General features: G+C 43.9%; 20 protein-coding genes, 3 tRNA genes and 1 other RNA gene. 1 reads left to right on the forward strand and 23 read right to left on the reverse strand.

All coding sequences use genetic code 11. The features are described 5' to 3' along the window. The first annotated feature begins 262 nt into the window (after nucleotides 1-262). A complete protein-coding gene (locus RYL27_RS03225) occupies nucleotides 263-526 on the forward strand; it encodes a hypothetical protein (RefSeq protein ID WP_314965198.1) in 264 nt (87 codons plus the stop codon). A 204-nt stretch (nucleotides 527-730) separates the two neighbouring features. On the opposite strand, the gene RYL27_RS03230 is transcribed toward RYL27_RS03225, so the two are convergent. The 23 genes from RYL27_RS03230 to RYL27_RS03340 all read right to left on the reverse strand — a co-directional run bounded on the left by RYL27_RS03230 (nucleotide 731) and on the right by RYL27_RS03340 (nucleotide 20,565). Further along, complete coding sequence (locus tag RYL27_RS03230; RefSeq protein WP_314965200.1) at nucleotides 731-2,068, reverse strand: glucose-6-phosphate isomerase; 1,338 nt, start codon at nucleotides 2,066-2,068, stop codon at nucleotides 731-733. Between the two features lie 159 nt (nucleotides 2,069-2,227). Next, complete coding sequence (locus RYL27_RS03235) at nucleotides 2,228-2,911, reverse strand: 5'-methylthioadenosine/adenosylhomocysteine nucleosidase (protein ID WP_314965202.1); 684 nt, start codon at nucleotides 2,909-2,911, stop codon at nucleotides 2,228-2,230. Between the two features lie 149 nt (nucleotides 2,912-3,060). Next, nucleotides 3,061-4,128 carry an undecaprenyldiphospho-muramoylpentapeptide beta-N-acetylglucosaminyltransferase gene (locus tag RYL27_RS03240; protein WP_314965204.1) on the reverse strand — a complete coding sequence of 356 codons (1,068 nt, stop codon included), beginning with the start codon at nucleotides 4,126-4,128 and terminating at the stop codon, nucleotides 3,061-3,063. After that, entirely contained in the window at nucleotides 4,121-4,540 is a 420-nt protein-coding gene (locus RYL27_RS03245) for an HIT family protein (protein WP_314965206.1), read from the reverse strand. The genes RYL27_RS03240 and RYL27_RS03245 overlap by 8 nt, the downstream gene beginning before the upstream one ends. 717 nt (nucleotides 4,541-5,257) lie before the next feature. Next, the gene (uvrA, locus tag RYL27_RS03250) at nucleotides 5,258-8,086 is read right to left on the reverse strand and encodes an excinuclease ABC subunit UvrA (protein ID WP_314965208.1); all 2,829 of its coding nucleotides are present in this window, start codon (nucleotides 8,084-8,086) and stop codon (nucleotides 5,258-5,260) included. Between the two features lie 157 nt (nucleotides 8,087-8,243). Further along, on the reverse strand, nucleotides 8,244-8,975 hold the full coding sequence (locus tag RYL27_RS03255) for an amino acid ABC transporter ATP-binding protein (RefSeq protein WP_314965210.1): 732 nt from the start codon (nucleotides 8,973-8,975) through the stop codon (nucleotides 8,244-8,246). Nucleotide 8,976: 1 nt separating this feature from the next. Next, a complete protein-coding gene (locus RYL27_RS03260) occupies nucleotides 8,977-9,666 on the reverse strand; it encodes an amino acid ABC transporter permease (protein WP_314965212.1) in 690 nt (229 codons plus the stop codon). Between the two features lie 72 nt (nucleotides 9,667-9,738). Continuing rightward, entirely contained in the window at nucleotides 9,739-10,569 is an 831-nt protein-coding gene (locus RYL27_RS03265; protein ID WP_314965214.1) for a basic amino acid ABC transporter substrate-binding protein, read from the reverse strand. Nucleotides 10,570-10,821: 252 nt separating this feature from the next. Beyond that, nucleotides 10,822-11,400, reverse strand: a complete 579-nt coding sequence (locus RYL27_RS03270) for a Gx transporter family protein (protein ID WP_314965216.1) — start codon at nucleotides 11,398-11,400, stop codon at nucleotides 10,822-10,824. Between the two features lie 224 nt (nucleotides 11,401-11,624). After that, nucleotides 11,625-11,822, reverse strand: a complete 198-nt coding sequence (locus RYL27_RS03275) for a cold-shock protein (protein WP_007156460.1) — start codon at nucleotides 11,820-11,822, stop codon at nucleotides 11,625-11,627. Between the two features lie 176 nt (nucleotides 11,823-11,998). Beyond that, entirely contained in the window at nucleotides 11,999-12,874 is an 876-nt protein-coding gene (gene hslO / locus RYL27_RS03280; RefSeq protein ID WP_314965218.1) for an Hsp33 family molecular chaperone HslO, read from the reverse strand. After that, nucleotides 12,867-13,415 carry an SEC-C metal-binding domain-containing protein gene (locus RYL27_RS03285; protein WP_040648399.1) on the reverse strand — a complete coding sequence of 183 codons (549 nt, stop codon included), beginning with the start codon at nucleotides 13,413-13,415 and terminating at the stop codon, nucleotides 12,867-12,869. Before RYL27_RS03285 ends, hslO begins: the two co-directional genes overlap by 8 nt. A gap of 385 nt (nucleotides 13,416-13,800) precedes the next feature. Further along, on the reverse strand, nucleotides 13,801-15,015 hold the full coding sequence (locus tag RYL27_RS03290) for an AI-2E family transporter (RefSeq protein ID WP_314965221.1): 1,215 nt from the start codon (nucleotides 15,013-15,015) through the stop codon (nucleotides 13,801-13,803). Nucleotides 15,016-15,160: 145 nt separating this feature from the next. Continuing rightward, nucleotides 15,161-15,345, reverse strand: a non-coding RNA gene (ssrS, locus tag RYL27_RS03295) — 6S RNA. A gap of 61 nt (nucleotides 15,346-15,406) precedes the next feature. Next, nucleotides 15,407-16,117, reverse strand: a complete 711-nt coding sequence (locus tag RYL27_RS03300) for a thiamine diphosphokinase (RefSeq protein ID WP_314965223.1) — start codon at nucleotides 16,115-16,117, stop codon at nucleotides 15,407-15,409. 94 nt (nucleotides 16,118-16,211) lie between these two features. Beyond that, nucleotides 16,212-16,739 (reverse strand): nucleoside deaminase, encoded by a 528-nt coding sequence (locus tag RYL27_RS03305; protein WP_314965225.1) that lies wholly within the window; start codon nucleotides 16,737-16,739, stop codon nucleotides 16,212-16,214. A gap of 6 nt (nucleotides 16,740-16,745) precedes the next feature. Further along, nucleotides 16,746-17,936 carry a phosphopentomutase gene (locus tag RYL27_RS03310; protein WP_314965227.1) on the reverse strand — a complete coding sequence of 397 codons (1,191 nt, stop codon included), beginning with the start codon at nucleotides 17,934-17,936 and terminating at the stop codon, nucleotides 16,746-16,748. Between the two features lie 5 nt (nucleotides 17,937-17,941). Further along, nucleotides 17,942-18,721 carry a uridine phosphorylase gene (udp, locus tag RYL27_RS03315; protein WP_314965229.1) on the reverse strand — a complete coding sequence of 260 codons (780 nt, stop codon included), beginning with the start codon at nucleotides 18,719-18,721 and terminating at the stop codon, nucleotides 17,942-17,944. A 108-nt stretch (nucleotides 18,722-18,829) separates the two neighbouring features. Next, nucleotides 18,830-19,531 (reverse strand): purine-nucleoside phosphorylase, encoded by a 702-nt coding sequence (gene deoD, locus RYL27_RS03320; RefSeq protein WP_308580051.1) that lies wholly within the window; start codon nucleotides 19,529-19,531, stop codon nucleotides 18,830-18,832. A gap of 184 nt (nucleotides 19,532-19,715) precedes the next feature. Beyond that, nucleotides 19,716-20,174, reverse strand: a complete 459-nt coding sequence (locus RYL27_RS03325; RefSeq protein ID WP_308580049.1) for a cytidine deaminase — start codon at nucleotides 20,172-20,174, stop codon at nucleotides 19,716-19,718. A gap of 142 nt (nucleotides 20,175-20,316) precedes the next feature. Then, nucleotides 20,317-20,396, reverse strand: a tRNA-Leu gene (locus RYL27_RS03330). Nucleotides 20,397-20,414: 18 nt separating this feature from the next. Then, nucleotides 20,415-20,487: transfer RNA gene (locus RYL27_RS03335), tRNA-Lys, on the reverse strand. 6 nt (nucleotides 20,488-20,493) lie between these two features. Next, a tRNA-Gln gene (locus tag RYL27_RS03340) sits at nucleotides 20,494-20,565 on the reverse strand. Between the last annotated feature and the right edge of the window lies 1 nt (nucleotide 20,566).

Raw genomic sequence — 20,566 nt, forward strand, 5'->3', positions numbered from 1 at the left:
TTCACCAACTTCACTCTGCGGGGTGAAGGACTTTGTTCATTATAATAATTCGCTTTGATGCAGTAAGGGACTGTATTACTAAAAATTCATTTGTATATTTGAATTTTTACCCCCTGTATTTTATGCTATATTTTCAGAGAAGAATGTCTTATACTCTTGCTTATCTGCTATTTCTGATTTTTTCTATAATAGTTCAGAAATCCATCTATTCTATATCAGGAATTTTTCAGCAGAAAAAGAAGTGATTCTAAAGGAGTACTATATGTTTCGCATGAGCGGCACCCTGATGAAGGATAATAAAATCATAGCTTCCTGTATTTCTCGTCAGGAAGGTCCCGGTAGTAGAACGGAGAAGGTTTTAAGAGCCTTGGAAGAAATTTGTCAGCACATGGATCTTGCGGTTCCCATCTGGCTCCCTGCCAGAATTGAAGAATTTAAGCAAAGAAGCAAGACTGTCTTTCTGGAGGATTCCTTTATGGAGGAAATCCCCTTTGACAGCTTCAGCATCCAAGTCATTGAAGAGTAGGGGCTGTAAAAATCAAAATAAATAGATTTTCGGCAATATAGGTCTAAATGAGGGGTAGTCTGAGCCCGTCGGTACTTGCGAAAAACAAGAGAATCGCAGTTTTTCGCTTAGTATCCGATACGTGGCGAAGCTAGCGAGAGCGTGCCCCCAATTTAGACCTATATTGCTTAGAAAACTATTTTGATTTTTTACAGCCCATAACAATTACTTGTTTGCCAGCTCCTTCGCCAATTCTTCATATCCCGGCTTTCCTAAGAGGGCGAACATATTTCTCTTGTAACTCTCTACTCCCGGCTGGTTAAAGGGGTTTACGCCGTTTAAATAAGCGGAAACACCACATGCAAACTCAAAGAAGTAAAATACTTCTCCCAGAGTTCTGGCACTCTGCTCATCAATCTTTACGATAAAGTTCGGTACATCTCCGTCACTGTGAGCCAAGATGGTTCCCTTCATGGCTGCCTTATTCACAAAGTCCACGGTTTTTCCTGCCAGATAGTTCATTCCGTCTGTATCGATGGCTTCCTTCTCCAGCACAATCTCTTCCTTGGACTTCTCAATTTCCAATACGGTTTCAAAGTGCAGGGGACTTCCCTCCTGAATAAACTGTCCTAAAGAGTGCAAATCTGTAGTAAAGTCTACGGAAGAGGGGAACAGACCTCTGTGATCCTTACCCTCGGATTCTCCCATTAACTGCTTCCACCACTCGGAAAGGTAGTGGCAGGATGGCTCATAGTTTACCAAAATCTCAATCTTCTTATTCTTCCGAAGCATGATGTTTCGGGCTGCCGCATACTGTAAAGCAGGGTTCTCCTTGTAATCAGCGGAAAGCAGTCTTTCCCGCATTGCATTGGCGCCATCCATAAGCTCCTGAATATCCACACCGGTTACGGCAATGGGAAGTAAACCTACTGCTGTCAGTACGGAAAAACGTCCGCCGATATCATCCGGTACCACAAACTCCTCATAATGCATTTCGTCTGCAAGGTTCTTTAAAGCCCCCTTAGCCCGGTCAGTAGTGGCGTAAATACGCTTTGCCGCCTCATCCTTTCCATACTTCTCTTCCAGCAATCCCTTGAATACTCTAAAGGCAATGGCAGGCTCTGTAGTGGTTCCGGACTTGGAAATGATATTGATGGAGAAATCCTTTCCCTTCAACACATCCTGCAAATGCAGAATATACTTGGAAGAGATGTTATTTCCCACATAGTAAATTTCCGGAGTCTTTCTGTCCTCTTTCTTTAACTCATTATAGAAGCTGTGGTTTAAAAACTCATTGGCTGCACGAGCCCCTAAGTAGGAACCTCCGATACCAATTACCAAGAGAACATCGGAATCCTCCTGAATCTTCTTTGCCGCCTTCTGAATCCGCTGAAACTCTCCCTTATCATAATCCGCCGGCAGGGAAATCCAACCTAAGAAATCATTTCCCGCACCTTTTCCGGACAAAAGAGTATCTCTTGCCGCAAGGGTCTGGCTCTTAAAGTTCTCCATCTCCTCTTCACTGACGAATTTTCTTGCCTTGGATAAATCAAATTGTAGCATATAGCCTCCTTCTCCTTTTCCCTCTATTCCTTCAGAGGGTAGTTCTTCCGAGATGATTTACGAATATATCGTAAAACCGTCTCTTCTTAGCCCCTACAGTGTATCCTAAAAAAAATACACCGTTAACTCTAATTTTATTTCTTATTTTGTAAGAAAAACTTACTTTAAGAATTCTAAGACAAAGTCTACACTTTGTGCAATAGCTTTTCTCTCAAATTCTGTATAAGTCATAGGTGCTTTGGTATTTGCTTCATCAGAAATAAAGCGCAAAATCAAGAAAGGAACCCCATTTTTCCTTGCAATCTGAGCAATGGCTGCCCCTTCCATCTCACAACAGGATGCTTGGAACTCCTTCCGTAAAAATTCCTTTTTCTCCTGTGAGGAAACAAAGCAGTCTCCCGTAACTACTCTTCCCAGAAAAGTATGAAAGCCCTGCATGGACTTCCCCACCGCTAATGCCTTCTCAATCATCCTTTCCTCTGCCGGAAAGGCCAAATCCTCTTCTCTGGGAATCTGTCCCAGGGGATATCCAAATTCCGTAGCGTCCATATCATATTGTAGGGCATCCTTAGAGACCAAAAGATCCAAAACATGAATCTCCTCCGCAATGGCTCCTGCCACACCGGTATTTATGATTTGGCTTGGAGAAAAAGTATCGATTAAAGCCTGGGTGCAAGCTGCTGCATTGACCTTTCCGATTCCGGCTTTACAAAGCACCACTTCCTGTCCGGAAAGCTTTCCTTTAACAAAAAAATATGGTCCCTTTTGGATTTCTTCTCTGTCCTCACAGAGCTCCTGCAGCTTTGCCACTTCCTCTTCCATGGCTCCGATAATCCCGATCATCTTCCCCCTCCTTTTTACGGCTTTAGATATAGCTTTTTATGACTTTAGATATAGCTTTTTATGGCTTTAGATATAGCTTTTTATGGCTTTCAATATAAATTGAATGATATAAAAAATTGAACTGCATTAATTTTTCTCAAAAGAAAGAATTACAGAAATGAATCAATAAGCTGTAACACATTTTCTCTTCCGTTCTTTTCCTTACTGTTTCTCATAGCTTCTTGGAACTTTGCCTTATTTTCCTTCAGCTCCTTTAGTAAAGCATAAAGCTTGGAAAAGTCCGCCTCTGCCTCTTCCTGAGAAAGCACCAAAGAATAGCCCTGCTTTTGAAAGGACTCTGCATTTAAAATCTGGTCCCCTCTGGAAGCCCCCTTAGGTAAGGGAATTAAAAGGTTGGGCTTTTCCAAGGCCAATAGCTCACAGATTACATTGGCTCCTGCTCTGGATATAACACAGTCTGCCGCCTGATAATAATCCGCAAGCTCCTCATGGACATATTCATATTGCTGATAGCCGGTCCTATTCTTTAGGCTTTCATCGGCATTTCCCTTGCCACAAACATGAAGAATATCCCAATCTTCCAAGAGCTGATTAAGATTCTTTCGAATCACTTGATTCACCGCCTGGGAGCCCATGCTGCCACCTATAATCAGCAAAACCTCTTTCTCACCGGAAAATCCGGCTCTTTCCAAGCCTTTCTCTCGACTTCCCTGTAGAAGCTCCTCTCGAATGGGGGCGCCGGTAAAGACCGCCTTTTTCTTCGGTAAATAGTTTAGAGTTTCCGGAAAATTACAACAGATTTTTTTGGCAAAAGGAATGGTCAGCTTATTGGCAAGCCCCGGTGTCATATCCGACTCATGGCAAATCACAGGAATCCCAAGGCTTGCCGCCGCATAGACCACCGGTACCGCCACAAAACCGCCCTTGGAAAAAACCAGATTGATTTTTTCCTTTTTTAGGAATTTTCTGGCCTGAAAAAATCCTGCGATGACCTTAAAGGGGTCTGTAAAGTTCTGTAAAGAAAAGTATCTCCGAAACTTTCCTGTGGCAATCCCGTAATAGGGAAGTCCTGCCTTTTCCGCCAATTCTTTTTCTATTCCCTTTTCCGAACCCATATAAAAGAGCTGATGCTTTCTTTCCAGTAAACCGGGAATCAGGGCCAGATTTGCAGTTACATGCCCTGCGGTTCCTCCCCCTGTCAATACAATCTTAGCCATGAATCTCCTTTATAATACTTTCCTTTACCTGCTCCAGTTCTCCCTCCTCATAAGAAAGAGGAGTCCATAAAACCATGCTGTCCTTTTCATCAAATCGAGGAATGATATGCACATGAAAATGCTCCACCGTCTGTCCTGCTGCAACGCCGTTGTTTTGCACCACATTAAAGCCCTTTGCTCCGGTAGCCTTTACCAGGGCCTGTCCAATTTTTTTCGCCAAAGGGAAAACCTTGGCCAGAACTGCATCATCCATCTCCAAAAGATTCTTTCCATGCTTCTTCGGCAGAATCAAACAGTGTCCCTTTGCAGCCGGGGATATGTCCAAAATCACTCGAAAATCTGCATCTTCATACACCGTTCCGGAAGGAATCTCTCCATTGGCAATCTTACAAAAAATACAATGTGCACTCATTGTTCTGTCCTCTCTTTCTCTTATACATTGTACTATAATCTTTTTTTCAGCTTCATTATAAGAATCATAGTTCTGACCTTTCTTCTCAATTAATTGGTTTACAATCTTAATATCTGTAAACGACTGAAAAAATAACATTGTTATAACTACAAAAATAATGATACTTAGAAGTATTACCACAGCAGTAATGCCAATCTTCATCAAATTACATGGAAGATTTTCAAAATGAAAAATCTTTTCAAAATGAAAAATATCCCATAATAATTTTGGTACAAAAGCAAATGACAAATACATACAATAAATAAATATTTTACTATTTATCAAATTATAATCCCAGTATATATCATAATACTCTTTATTAAACTCTATTTCTTTGTTTTGATAACTATAAACCAACAATTTTTCTTTTATTTTAATATAATAATTCCATATTTTATTCAAACCAAATTCCCAAATACAGCTTATAAATAAAACATCTACCACTTTAGGATATTTCAATACTATGCCAACAATTATAGAATAAAACAGACTTAAAACCATAATAATTATATATACAATATAATTCAACTTTATATATCCTTTTGATTTCTTTATCATATTTTTACTCCTATTACCTATTCGTTAAAATTAACAATGAGCTTCTGCACTAACATGAACACAGGAATGGCATCTATCGAATTGCAAGTCAACTTCCTTTTAATAAATTCTTATTACATACTATCTTAAGTATCGCTTTAAATATTTTCCGGTATAGGAAAGAGGATTCTCCGCCACTTCCTCGGGAGTTCCGGTACAAAGCACCGTTCCTCCGCCGCTTCCTCCTTCCGGGCCCATATCAATCAGGTAGTCGGCACACTTGATCACATCCAGATTATGCTCAATCACAAGCACCGTATTGCCCCCATCTGCCAATCTTTGCAGCATTTCCACCAGCTTCCGCACGTCTTCAAAATGTAAGCCTGTAGTAGGCTCATCCAAAATATACAGGGTTCTTCCGGTTCCTCTTCGACTTAGTTCTGTAGCCAGCTTGATTCGCTGGGCCTCTCCTCCGGAAAGCTCCGTACTGGGCTGTCCCAGACGAATGTAGGAAAGTCCCACATCCATAAGAGTCTGCATTTTCCGCTGAATACTGGGGATGTGGGCAAAGAACTCATAAGCTTCCTCCACCGTCATATTCAGCACATCGTAGATATTCTTCCCCTTATAGCGAACCTCCAGGGTTTCCCGGTTATAGCGTTTTCCGTTACAAACCTCACAGGGCACATAGACATCCGGAAGGAAATGCATCTCAATCTTTACAATACCGTCTCCGGAGCAGGCTTCACAGCGTCCTCCCTTCACATTGAAGGAGAAACGCCCCTTCGTATATCCTCTTTCCTTGGCATCCTTGGAACTGGCAAAGAGGTCACGAATCAGGTCAAAAACGCCGGTATAAGTGGCAGGATTGGAACGGGGGGTTCTTCCGATAGGGCTTTGGTCAATGTCAATGACCTTATCCAAGGCTTCCAAGCCCTCCATCTTTCTGAATTTTCCAGGAATCATCTTGGCCTTGTTCAATACCTTGGCACAATACTTATGGACGATTTCATTTACGAGAGAGGACTTTCCGGAACCGGACACTCCGGTGACACAGGTGAATACGGATAAAGGAATCTTCACATCCACATTTTTTAGATTATTTTCCGAAGCACCGTAAACATTCAGTGTTTTCTCAAAGCTTCTTCTATGAATTGGCAGAGGAATCTTTTTCTTTCCGCTTAAGTACTGGCCGGTGATGGAATCCTTATTTTTCATAATCTCCTTGGCAGTACCTACAGCCACCACCTGCCCGCCGTGTTCTCCGGCTCCCGGACCGATATCTACAATCAAATCCGCTTCTCGCATGGTGTCCTCGTCATGCTCCACCACAATAACGGAATTTCCTAGATCTCGAAGGCGCTTTAAGGTGGCAATCAGCTTATCGTTATCTCTTTGGTGAAGGCCTATACTGGGCTCGTCCAAAATATAGGCAACCCCCACAAGACCTGAACCTATCTGGGTAGCCAGACGAATTCTTTGGGCTTCTCCTCCGGAAAGGGTACCGGCAGAACGGGCAAGGCTTAGGTAATTCAGTCCCACATCCAACATAAACTTGCTTCTAGCCTTAATCTCCCGGATAATCTGATCCGCAATTTTCTCCTCCATGGCTGTTAAAGTCACGGAAGAAATCCAGTCATGGAATTGATCCAAGGGCAAAGTAGTGGATTCATAAATGTTTTTCTCTCCCACGGTTACGGAAAGGGAGCCGGGCTTCAGTCTTGCTCCGTGACAACTGGGGCAGGGCGTAATCCGCATAAACTGCTCATACTCCTGCTTCATTTTATCGGAAAAGCACTCCTTATACCGTCTTTCCACATTGTTGAGTAAGCCTTCAAATACCACACGATGCACATTTCCCTTTCCAAACTGAGAGGCATAGCGTACCGTAATACTCTCTGTACCGGTACCATGGAGAATAATCTTCCGAATCCTCTCCGGAAGCTCGCAAAATGGGGTATCTAAAGAAAAGCCGTACTTCTCACTTAAAGCCACCAGCATGGCATGGGTAAAGCTTCCTTCATCCTTGGAATTCATCCAGCCCATTACGGAAATGGCCCCTTGATTTAAAGACAAAGTTTCATCCGGAATCATCAGCTCCGCATCAAACTCCATTTTATACCCTATTCCAAAGCAGGAGGGACAAGCCCCAAAGGGGTTGTTAAAGGAAAAGCTTCTGGGTTCGATTTCCTCTATACTGCTGCCGTCCACAGGACAGGAAAAACTGGTGGAAAGCCGTAGCTCCTCCCCATTTAAAAAGTCCACAAGCAAAAGGCCGTTGCTTAATGAAAGTACCTGCTCTATGGAGTCGGTCAGACGCTTCTCAATGCCCTTCCGTACCACAAGACGGTCTACCAGAACCTCAATGGTATGCCGGTTATTTTTCTCTAAATCAATCTCTTCTTCCAGCTCATACATATTGCCGTCAATTCTAACCCGAACAAAGCCGGAACGACGAACACTTTCCAAAAGCTTTTCGTGTTTACCCTTCTTCCCCCGCACCACAGGGGCAAAGAGCTGCATCTTCGTGCCCTCTTCCCGCTTCATCAGAAGATCCACCATCTCATCCACGGTCTGCTTCTTGATTTCTCTTCCACATTCCGGGCAATGGGGAATTCCCACCCTGGCATAGAGCAGTCTAAGGTAATCATAGATTTCCGTTACTGTTCCCACGGTAGAACGGGGATTTCTGTTGGTGGATTTTTGGTCAATGGAAATAGCCGGAGAAAGGCCTTCAATCAGCTCCACATCCGGTTTTTCCATTTGTCCCAAGAATTGTCTGGCATAGGAGGACAGGGACTCCATATATCTTCTTTGCCCTTCGGCATAAATGGTATCAAAGGCCAGGGAGGACTTTCCCGATCCGGACAATCCTGTAAGGACCACCAAAGAATCTCTGGGAATATCCAGATCCACATGCTTTAAATTATGCTCATTCGCACCACGAATTTTTATCCATTTCTTTTCCAATGTATTTCCCAAACCTCTCTAAAAAAATAGCCGGCAAACATTTGTTTGCCGACTAAGCTTAACACCTCTATAAGGGCTTTTCAAGGGCTTCTTCTTAGGGGCTGATGAGGGGATTTTTTAGGACCTTATCGCCGTAAGAAAAAATGCCTTCCCAATATTAAAGTACCTTGGATAAAAAGCTCTGCACACGCTCATTTTCACAATGATAGAAAAAGTCTTCAGGAGCAGCTTCCGTAATAAAATATCCATCCTCCAAGAAAAGCACTCGGTTGGAAACCTCTCTGGCAAAGCCCATTTCATGGGTCACCACCACCATGGTCATCTTCTCCTCTGCCAAATCCCGCATAACCTGAAGCACCTCTCCCACCATTTCCGGATCCAGGGCGGATGTGGGTTCGTCAAAGAGCATCACATCCGGCTCCATCGCAAGGGCACGTACAATGGCAACTCTTTGCTGCTGTCCTCCGGATAACTGTAAGGGAAATTGCCCTGCCTTGTCCTCAAGACCAACTCTTTTTAAAAGAGCCATAGCCTTCTCTTCCGCCTCCTCCTTGGACTTCTTCAAGAGTTTTCTTGGCCCCAGAGTCAGGTTGTCCAAAATACTCATATGGGGAAAAAGGTTAAATTGCTGAAATACCATCCCCATCTTCTGCCGTAAAGCATCCACATTCTTACTATGTAATACGCTTTGTCCTTCAAAGAAAATATCTCCCTTTGTAGGGCTTTCCAAAGCATTCAAGCAACGAAGAAAGGTGGACTTTCCGGAACCGGAGGGGCCGATAATACTAATCACATCTCCCTTATGGATTTCCACGGAGATATCGTGTAAAACCTCTTGGTTTTTGAATTTCTTATGGAGATGTTCTACCTTAATCAAGACCTCTGCCATCTTATCCCCTTTCCTTTCTCCGGAATGCCTCTTCCATCTTTTTCTCCAGGAAGGAGAAGAACATGGTTAAAATCAGATAAATTAAAGCTACCGTAAGTAGCGGTGTCCAAGAATCATAGGTTCTGGAGCGGACAATGTCTCCCGCCTTGGTCAAATCCTGTACCGCAACATAACCTGCCACCGCAGTCTCCTTAATGAGAACGATAAACTCATTAAAGATAGCCGGAAGAACATTTCGAACCGCCTGTGGCATAATGATATAGCGCATGGTTTCCCCATAGCTAAAGCCAAGAGATCGGCCGGCCTCCATTTGCCCCTTAGGAATGGACATAATCCCGGAACGGATGATTTCCGCCACATAAGCCGCAGAGTTTAGTCCGAAGGCAATAATTCCCACAAAAACCCCGGAGAAAATACGGGAAGTAAAGATACAGTAGTAAAAAATCATCAGCTGAATTACAGCCGGAGTACCTCGCATAATGGTCAGATAAAACTGACAAATCCCGTTGGCTATCTTGCCTTTTCCAGTTCTGTCATAGGTACTTCTCACCATACCGATGATAAAGCCCAATGCCACACCAATCACCAAAGCGAAAAAGGTGATAATCAAAGTATTTTTCAGTCCCTCCAGGAAATAGAGATAGCGTTTATCCTGCACCAGATTCATATACAGATGTTCCTGTAATGACATATTTTACTCCCCTCTACAGCGAGATGTCCCGCCACTTAGGCAGGACACCCGAAATGATTACAAAGCAACTGCTTATTTTGCCTGAATATACTTCGCTGTGATTTCCTCCAGCTTACCGTTATCCTTCAGCTTCTTTAAAGCCGCATTAATCTTTTCTACCAGCTCCGTGTTTCCCTTCTTGACACAGATAGCGTACTCCTCTTCCGCATAAGCACTATCCAAAAGCTTTAAGCCCTTATTCTGAGAAACAAATACCTCTGCCGGATTCTTATCAATAATAACCGCATCTACCTTTCCTGCCTGTAAGGCCTGTACGGCATCTGCTCCCTTCGGAAAACGTTCTACGCTTTTTTCTCCTAAATCATCTGTGGAATACAGGTCTCCGGTGGTTCCCTGTTGTACCCCCACCTTCTTTCCCTTTAAATCATCAATGTTGCTGATGCTGGAATCCTCTGTCACAATGACACTCTGTACAGAGGTGGCATAGGGATCGGAGAAATCCACATTCTTTAAACGATCCTCATTAACTGTCATGCCGGCTGCACCAAAATCTGCCTTTCCGGACTGCACTGCGGGAATAATGGCATCAAAAGCAATATCGGAAATCTCCAGCTTCATTCCGATCTCTTCTGCAATAGCTTCCGCAATGTCCACATCTATACCTACAATATCTTTTCCCTCGTGGTATTCATAGGGAGGAAATTCCGCATTGGTAGCCATAATCAATGTACCGCCCTTTGCTTCCGCCTTAGCCGAATCTGCTTCCTTCGACTTTCCTGCCTGACTGCCCTGTTCTGTTCCCGCTTCACTACCCTTTGCTGTTCCTTCCGTACTTCCTTTGGAACCGCCGCAAGCTACCAAAGACAATCCTGCCAATGCCGCAATCAACAAGTACTTTTTCATATTCTCTCCTCCTTCAATACACCTAATCATCCTGATTTCAAACAAGCTTTCCGTTCATAAACTGTTCAGCCTGTTAAAGCCAGCCCCTTACTGTCCTGTCAAATGGCGAACAATGTATAAAGCAAAGCTGTTATATGCATAATTATACTTTTATCCTGGGTTATGTCAAGGGCTTTTTTGAATATTTTTGCATATTTTCTTTTCTGTTTGCATAAGTAGAAATTCTATTACTGCTTTACAGAGCTTCCCCCACTAGAAATATTGCCGAAAGAAAGGCTTCAGGCGTTTCATTAAAACGCCCCCTAAAATCCCTATTAGAACACCTGCAACAGAGCCTGCAATCAGTAAATACGGGAGATAATACCAAAGCGCCGTGTTTTTCAGAAGATAAGCCGCCATAAACACCTGACCGATATTATGAAAGATTCCTCCGATCAAGCTGACACTGACTGTGGAAAAATGAAGCAGATTTTTAAATAGAAGCATCATCAAAAAACTGCATAAAAATCCACTCAAAGAATAGCTAAGGGTCAAAGCGTTTCCAAATAAAAGGGATAAGAGAATGATTCTTAAAAAGCCGATTACCGCTGTAGGAAATGGCCCTACGGAAAACAACATTAAAATATTCACTAAATTCGCCAGCCCCAGTTTTACTCCCGGAATGGGGATAGGCGTAGGAAGCTGAGCCTCCACATATCCCAAAATCATGGAAATGGCTAAAAACATGGCATAAATACTAAGATGCATGCTGCTTCTACGCTTTGCTCCTAGGGGAACTTTCCCGGAAATGTCATTTTCCCGGGGCCTTTTCTTTTTTTCCCTATCCTGCATGATTCTCCTTACTCCTATTCTATGCTAATAAAAACTATGCTTTTTTATTATACTATACCGTCTTTTATGACATGAAAAAGGACGGCGCACGCGCCGTCCTGCTTTTGCTTTTCTTTCATCTTGATACTTCTGCAATGCTGTCCTTCTTCTCATGCTGTCTTACTTAACCGTCTGTCCCGAGAAGTCGTCTATATTACAAAATGATTCAAACCCGAAGAGAAAAATTAAAGCTTTACTACGTTAGTAGCCTGAGGTCCCTTAGCTCCGTCAACTACTTCGAACTCAACGGCCTGACCTTCTTCCAAAGACTTGAATCCGTCTCCGGACAATCCGGAATAATGTACGAATACATCCTTTCCTGTCTCATCAGAGATAAATCCATAACCCTTCTGGTTGTTAAACCACTTTACTGTACCTTTCATTACTATATCCTCCAAAAAACAATTGCAACCGAAATTGATTACAACAATGGAAGAATACCATATCCCCTGCACTTCGTCAACCGCATTTTTAGAAGAATCCCAGCATTTTGGTTTTTTTCTGAATGATTTTATCCCTCTTTTTTAGAAAACTCGAAAAAAGAAGCCTTGTGAAAAAATTATCTGTTGAGCAATTCTTCTAAATCATTCTCTGAATAGATATATTTCTTGTTGCAGAAATCACAACGGACTTCCTGGGACTTATGGTCAGAAAGTAAAGATTCAATCTCTTTCTTTCCCAAAGAAATTAAAGCTTTCTCCACCCTTTCTCTGCTGCAGTTGCAGTGATAGCGAAGCTCCCGCTTCTCATGGATTTCCAATCCGAAATCTCCCAATAAATACTCCAGAAGCTCCTCCGGTGTATGCTTTGCCAGTAAATCCGTAACGGAATGAACCTTGGACAGCTTCTCCTCCAGCTTATCCAGAAGACTTTCCTCTGCAAAGGGAAGAAGCTGGATAATAAAGCCTCCGGACTCAGCCACGGTATTTTCCTTATTCATCAAAACCCCAAGGCCTACTGAAGAAGGAATCTGCTCACTGATACTGTAGTAAGCATTGATATCCTCGGCAATTTCCCCGCTGATTAAGGCCGTCTGTCCCACATAGGGCTCTCCCAAGCCATTGTCCCGGATTACGGAAAGGAAACCGTTCCCCACGGCGCCACCTACATTTAAGTGACCATCCTCCCTTGCGGGAAGAATCACATAGGGATTCCCGCAAACGCCCTTTACATTGCCATGGGAGTCTGCCGTAGCCACAAGGCTCTTCATCGGGCCGTCTCCCTTGATGGATAGGGTAATCAGGTCTTTCTCTCCCTTTAACTCCACTCCCATCATCAGAGCCGCACTCATCAGTCTGCCCATAGCTGCAGTGGCAATGGGGGAAGTATTATGAATCCGTCTTTGCTCCTCTGCCGTATTTCTGGTGCTGCAGGCAAAGGCGCGAATCTGCCCTTCTGCCGCAGTCCCTCTTACCAAATAGTCCGCATTAGCCATTTTGTAATAATTCTCTCTCTTTTTCTTCGTCTTTTCTCATGCAACACTTTTTGTATTTCTTTCCGGAGCCGCAGGGACAAGCATCATTTGGATAAATCTTCTTGCTCTCTCTCTTCACCGTTCCGGACTTCTTCTGCTCCTTATAGAGCTCTTTTCTCTTCTCCTCTGTCAAAATGGAATCCCAAGCCGGAAGCTCATAGAGCCAGGAAGCCTTGGCCTCCACCATGTTGTAGTACAGCTTTTCCGGATCAATCTGAATCTTAACAACGGTATCTTCTTCCATAGTATCTATAGGATTATGATAGCCTGCTAAAGACTCATCGATTCCGTCCAGAATTCCTACGAAAATGAAGGGATCGATGGAGAACTTTTCTGCCAACTCCTTTACGCTTCCCTCATAAACCTTCTTCGGATCCTTCAGGATTTCCTCATAAAATCCCTTCTCCAAAGCAAAATACTTCTGCCAAAGAGCCTCCTGCTCCTGCTTATTCATTCCGTTTCCGTAGGCGGTATTTCTCCAATTTTCTAACAAAGTTGCCATAGCTATCTCCATTTCTTCATTTTTCTTTAGACTCAAAGCGAGCAAATCTCGCAAAGCGCTTTCCTCTTAGGGGCAATTCCCCGATAACTTTATGATTATATCAAAAATCCCAACTTTTACAACCAAAGGATATGGGAGCAAATCCTCACAGAATATACGGGTAAATTTTGACAGATAAGAAGGGATGAGACACAAGGATTACGCAGTTTTTCTGCGTAGAGTACTGAATAAGGGGCAATCTGAGCCCGTCTGTACTTGCTGAAAGCAAGCGAAGCGCAGCTTGAAGCTTAGTACAGCTACGCAGGCGAAGTTAGCGGGAGCGTGCCCCTGTTCAGTACTCTATGCAGAAAAACGATGGAAAACCTTTTATCTCCTTCTTAGCTGCCTAAATTTTCCCAAAATCCTCAAAGTACTCTGCGCTATTCGGAATTTGCTTCTTCTCCAAACGTTTATTGGCATAGCGCCGGATGCTGTTCAGAATAACCGCCCATAAAGGCACGGCGATAATCATGCCCACAAAGCCGAAGAGGCCTCCGAACAGAATGATGGAAAACAGTACCCAGAAACTGGAAAGCCCGGTGGAGTCTCCCAAAATCTTCGGTCCGATGACATTTCCATCCAGCTGCTGAATCGCCAAAATGGCAATGGCAAAGTACAGGGCCTGGAGAGGGCTGCTTAACATAATCAAGATGATGCAGGGAATGGCTCCCACGAAGGGACCGAAGAAGGGCACCACATTGGTCACGCCGACGATTACGGAAACCAACAAAGTGTAGGGCATCTTCATAATGCTTAAAACAAAGAAGGTTAAAATTCCGATAATCACACTGTCGATGATTTTTCCCAGAATAAAGCCGCCGAACATCTTGTGAACATATTGCAGCTCTTCAATAATCCCTTTCGCTTTTTCCTTGGAAAAGATGGCAAACAGGAGCTTTCGAAACTGTAGCTTCAAGGTTTTTTTCAGGTTTAAAAGGTAAACCATCACAATCAGACCGATTAAGATATTTTTGACCACCGTAAAGGTATTCCATATACCGTCACGGAAGAATGCGGCAATATTTTGCAAATGTCCCAAAATCGTCTGGGCACTCTCCGGTTTACTGCTGAAAAAGGCACTGACTTCCGTATATAAATCTTCCACATACTCTCTGGCTTCGGGATAATTGGTCAGCAGGGTTTGAATTCTTTCGTAGGAGCGATTAAGGGCATCCGGCAAGGTCATATATAGGTTATAGATGGACTTTGTCAGCTCCGGAATCAAAAGAGATACCAAACTTCCTCCGATAAATAGCAGAAACAGCAGGCTGCAAATGGTGGCCAGAAAACTGCTTATGGTACTTTGTTTTTTGCTTTTTTTGCGAAAAAGCTTTGCCAAAAGAACATCCGTCATCTTTACCACAAAGTTATATACCGGGCTCATTAAATAGGCCAAAACCGCCCCGTAAATAATGGGCATCAGAATCTGAATAAAGAGATTAAAATTCTTGTTAATGGTCTCCAAATGGCTCACTATAATAAAAAGCAGGGAAGTCGCCGCCAATACCAAAAATGCGGTAATTCCCCACTTGATTTGTTCTGTCCAGTTTTCCCTTTTCATGGCTCTACACTCCTAAAAGAACAGTTCATCTATACATCGCCCTGTACATCTGCCATTTTCTTCTATAAAACGGTCACTTTTCCCTGTGACTCTATGCTTTACAAATACGGCAGGGACAGTTTATTTCTTGCTTGACACAAAAATCAGACTCACCAAAGCGCCGTACCACACGTTTGACTCCTAGCATTAAGCCAGGTGGGTTACCTCACGGACTATTCAAGGATCCTTAACCGCAGGACGGAAGGCATGCTATCCTAATCGCAAATATTGGAATCCCGTATGTCATATTTGTAGGTTCAAATTGTGTGGACTCGAACGCCCCAGCCAAGTCTGTAAAAAAATTATAGCAAAGGGCACCTGGGCTTGCAAGTAAGAATTTCTATTCCATAGCTTACAGATTTTCTATTCCATAGCTTACAAAAAGCATTCCCTTTTCCACGGAAATCTCCGCTTCTTCTCCTGTAAAGGCGTTGCTCACCCCTATAGGAAAGTTGTTCTTTAAGCAGCCTTTATGCACCTGATAGAGAAGCCCCTTTTCCTCTACCCCCCTGGCCTCCTCAGAATAGGAAAACACGGAACAAGTCCCTTTCATTCCTTTCGGAAAATGCAGACTTCCATCTTGAATCGCCGTAATAAGCTCTTCTTTTCCGTACAAATATCCCCTAGCCCCTTGTTCGGTAAGATAGGCCAGACTTTGTAATGCGGCAAGACTATGATCAAAGCGCCTTCCCTCTAAAGCCCCAAAAATATGAATTTCCCTGATTCCCTCTTCCAGACAAAGCTTAATGGCCGCCAGAAGATCCGTATCATTTTTCACCACAGGGAGCTGCTTTAGGGGAATCCCCTGAAAGGAAGACTCAGAAAGAAATGCCGCCTTCTCCTTCGGATTTTCAGAAAAGATATTATAGGATGCAGAAGACGAATTTTCTAAGGAGCTCCCTCTCAAAGAATCCAAATCTCCCAAAATCAAAGAGGGGATAATACCTTCCTCTTGACAGTAGCGAAAGCCTCCGTCCACCGCAATAATCAGATCCTCCTCTTCCAAGGGAAACGGAATGCCATAAAAATATCCGGCACAGATTAATATTCCTCTTCTTTTCATACGCTCTCCCTCTAAAATACACTGAGCAGCTCCTATACACCTTAATGATAAAGGAATCTATCCTTCTTGAAATCTTTGCCGGCTATTTTACCGGCTAGCTCTCTTTCCCCTTATTCTCTCTCATAGAGCTAAAAAAACGGGAAAGCAAGTCTCTTGCCTCCCCCTCTAAAACATTTTCCCGAATCGCCACCCGGTGATTCAACTCCTTCATCTGCAAAACATTTAAGAGAGAACCGCAGAAGCCGGCTTTGGGATTCCGAAGAGAAAAGACCAGACGGGGAATTCTGGCCTGTAAAATGGCTCCCGCACACATGGGACAGGGCTCCAAATTCACATAGAGGGTGCAATCTTCCAAGCGCCAGTCTCCTATTTTCTTGCAGGCCTTTTCAATGGCTAAAATTTCCCCATGATAGAGGGCATTGTTCTTTTTGTTTCTCTGGTTATAGCCTCTACCCAATATCGTTCCCGGAAGAATCCCCTTTTCTTGGCAAAGTCTTCCCATGGGAGAGTCCGGCTTTGTCCCGTCATAAACAATCAGCGCCCCGATGGGAACATCCCCCCGGGACGCTGCTTTTTTCGCCAGGGAAAGAGCCATCTTCATATAGTCTTTCTCTGTTTTCATTTCTTTTTAAAACTCCTTGTACAGAGACTTTCCAATCAGCTCAGAGGGAAGGGAAACGGAAAAATTGTCCGCAACACTGGCACCGATTACGCCGAAGCTGTCCTGCTCCTCCCCTTGACCTCCTGCAATTCCCTTATGATAAACCAGGAGAGGCACCTGTTCTCTGGTATGGTCCGTTCCGGAAAATGTGGGGTCGTTTCCATGGTCCGCAGTCAGCATCAAAAGATCGTCCTCCTTCAATACGGACAGCAACTCGCCCAGCTTCTCATCAAAGCGCTGAATTTCTTCTCCGTAGCCGATCGGATCTCTTCTGTGGCCGTAAAGGGCATCAAAGTCCACCAGATTCACAAAGCAAAGTCCTTTAAAATCCTCGTCCTTCGCCACGGCAATACATTGTTCCATCCCTTCCACAGAGGAGCGGGAGTGGATGGCCTTATTGATTCCCTCTCCCACGAAAATATCATTAATCTTTCCAATGGAAATCACGGAAAGTCCCGCCTCTTCCAAATAATTCAGTACAGTTTTTGTAGGTGGCTTTAAAGCCAAGTCATGGCGGTTGGAGGTTCTCTTAAACTCTCCCCTTTTCTCCCCTACATAGGGTCTGGCAATCACCCTTCCAACCCTCCATTCGTCCTTCATGGTGATTTCTCTGGCGATTTCACAGTCCTTATACAGTTCCTCCAGCCCAAAATACTTGGGATCTTCCGGGGCGGCAATCTGCAATACGGAGTCCGCAGAAGTATAGACAATCATACTTCCGGTCCTTAATTGCTCCTCTCCCAGCTCCTCAATGATTTCCGTACCGGAGGCTGCCTTGTTTCCGATCACTTTTCTTCCCGTCTTCTCTTCCAATTCCTGAATTAATGCAGGAGGAAAGCCGGTGTCGGTAAAGGTAATAAAGGGCTTTTCCGTCTTTATCCCCATCATTTCCCAGTGTCCGGTCATAGTGTCCTTACCGTTACTGGCTTCATTTAAGGCATAGTACTTCGCCAAAGGCTTTTCTACAGGAGAAACCCCCTTTAAGGCCTTTAAATTTCCCATGCCCAACTTTTCCAAATTGGGAATGGAAAATGAGGGCATCTTTTCCGTAATATGGAGGAAGGTATCCGTACCTTCGTCTCCAAACTTTGCTGCATCCCTTGCGTTTCCGATTCCCAAGGAATCTAAAACGATTAAAAATACTCTTTTAAATTTCATCTTCCCTACTTTCTCTCGTTCTCCCTTTGAATCAGGAGCTTTACGGCCTCAATGGCGGTCTGAATCGCCAAATCCGTATCGTGTAAAATTTCGTTGGAAAGCCCGGCCTTTACTCTCTCCTGGTTGGAGACTACAAATAAAACGGTGCCTACCTGCTTTTTCAGATAGGCTCCCACGGTAAACAGTGCTGCACTCTCCATTTCGGAAGCTTTACAACCTAATTTGCACCAGGCATCCCACTTCTCCAGCAATTCCTTGGAGACCGGTAAGTCCTCCGGCTTATGCTGTCCATAAAAGGCATCCTTGCATTGTACTACCCCCACATGGGTTTTTACGGAAAGCTTTTTTCCCGCCTCTTCCAGCACCTTAGTCAGCTCGAAGTCTGCTGTGGCCGGCCACTCGATAGGGGCATACTCCTTGGAGGTTCCCTCCATACGGATTGCAGATTGGGCAATCACCAAATCTCCTGCTTCTACAGAAAGGTCCATCCCTCCCGCTGTGCCTACACGGATAAAAACCTCTCCTCCGCAGGTACTAAGCTCTTCCAGGGCAATAGAAGCAGAGGGTCCGCCTATACCGGTGGAACAGACACTGACCTTTTCCCCCAAAAGAGTACCGGTATAAGTCACATACTCTCTTCTGTCTGCCACCAATTCCGGATTGTCAAAATATTTCGCAATCTTTTCACAGCGCTTCGGGTCTCCGGGAAGGAAAACATATTTCCCCAAATCTCCCTTTTTTACTCCGATATGATAACAGCGTTCATCTTCTGAATAATTAATCATGGAAACTCCTTATGCTAAAGCCAATGCAAATGCCTTGTGCTAAATGTTATGCAAATACTTATGCCAAGCTTAACGCAAAATCTTTATGCCAAACAGAGCACAAAATCCTTATGCCAAACGTAATGCAATCTCCATCATATCTTTAAAGCCCACCTTTCTCTCTTCCGGAGAAAGCTCTGTTCCCTTTAAGATATGGTCGGAAATGGAAAGAATCGCCAAAGCTTTCTTGCCGGCCTTTGCCGCATTCATATAGAGGGCTGCAGCCTCCATTTCCACACAAAGGGCACCCATGCTTGCCCACTTTTCGTTGGCCTTGGTATAGCCGTTATAGAAAACATCGGAGGAAACCACATTTCCTACCTTAACAGGAATCTTTAATTCTCTGGCTGTTCCTACCGCCTTTTCCAATAAGGAGTAGTCTGCAATAGGCGCAAAGTCACCCGGTAGTTCATACTGATAGCTGTAGCGAGAATCCGTGCAGGCACCCATAGCCATAACCACATCCTTCAGCTCAATATCCTCGCGTAAAGCCCCTGCGGAACCGATACGAATAATGGCATCCACATCGTAGTGGTTAAAAAGCTCATAGGAATAGATGCCGATGGAGGGCATCCCCATTCCCGCCCCCATCACGGAAACTTCCTTTCCGTTGTATTTTCCGGTAAAGCCCAACATATTTCTCACCGTATTAAAACACTTTACATCCGTCAAAAAGTTCTCTGCAATAAACTTGGCTCGAAGGGGATCCCCCGGCATTAAAACGGTCTTTGCAATCTGCCCTAACTCTGCTTCATTGTGTGCTGTTCCCATACTATCCTCCTTGATTGTCGACTAAATAATATTATCTTTGATAGAAGTATCTTTGATAGAAGTATCTTTGATAGAAGCAATACTTACCGCTTCCCATACTACTTATTTCAATCTTTATAAGCTTTTCTATCTTGTAACTGCAAAAACTATCTCCAAAATAAAGGACTGTCCCTAAAACAACTGCTTAGTCCTCCAGAGCCTCCGGCAAAAAGGCATGGGGAAGAAGCTCTGCTAGAGTATAAATCTGATACTCCTCTTCATTTTTTGCCAAAATGACCTGAAAACTTTGTAAATCTACAAACTCCGCCATCACCTGACGACATATACCGCAGGGCATACAGTAGGAAAGCTCTTCACTATCCTTCATGCCTCCTACTATGGCGATTCTCCGAAAATGCTTATAGCCCTCACTGACCGCCTTAAACACGGCGGTTCTTTCTCCGCAGTTGCTGGCTCCATAGGAAGCATTCTCCACATTACAGCCTAAAAATACTTCTCCTGAATCTGTTTCCAAAGCTACGCCCACCTGAAAATGAGAGTAGGGACTATAGGCTTTTCTTCTGGCCTGAAGCGCCTTCCGAATCAAAGCCTTGGCATTATTTTCACTTACACTGTCCTTTGTACTTGTATCCTCTGTTCTCAAACGATTCTCTTCCTTTCCTTCGTCTATAGATTTTCTATAGCATAAGGCTTTTCTTCAAAAAAGACCAGTCTTTCCGGATACAAAAAAAGTGATAAAGGATACTTCCTCTATCACAATCCTCACGAAAACCTTGTTTTCATCCTGCGGATGACAGGACTTGAACCTGCACGGTCGCCCACCAGAACCTAAATCTGGCGCGTCTGCCAATTCCGCCACATCCGCATATCTCCCTTTCAGGAATGAGACACGCGGGAATCGAACCCGCGACAACTTGATTAAAAGTCAAGTGCTCTACCGACTGAGCTAGTGTCTCATAAAGCAGGGCCAGTTGGATTCGAACCAACGACTGCAGGCGTCAAAGGCCTGTGCCTTACCGCTTGGCGATGGCCCTA

The sequence above is a fragment of the Oribacterium sinus genome (genome assembly GCF_963537195.1).
In the GTDB taxonomy this organism is placed as follows: domain Bacteria; phylum Bacillota; class Clostridia; order Lachnospirales; family Lachnospiraceae; genus Oribacterium; species Oribacterium sinus_A.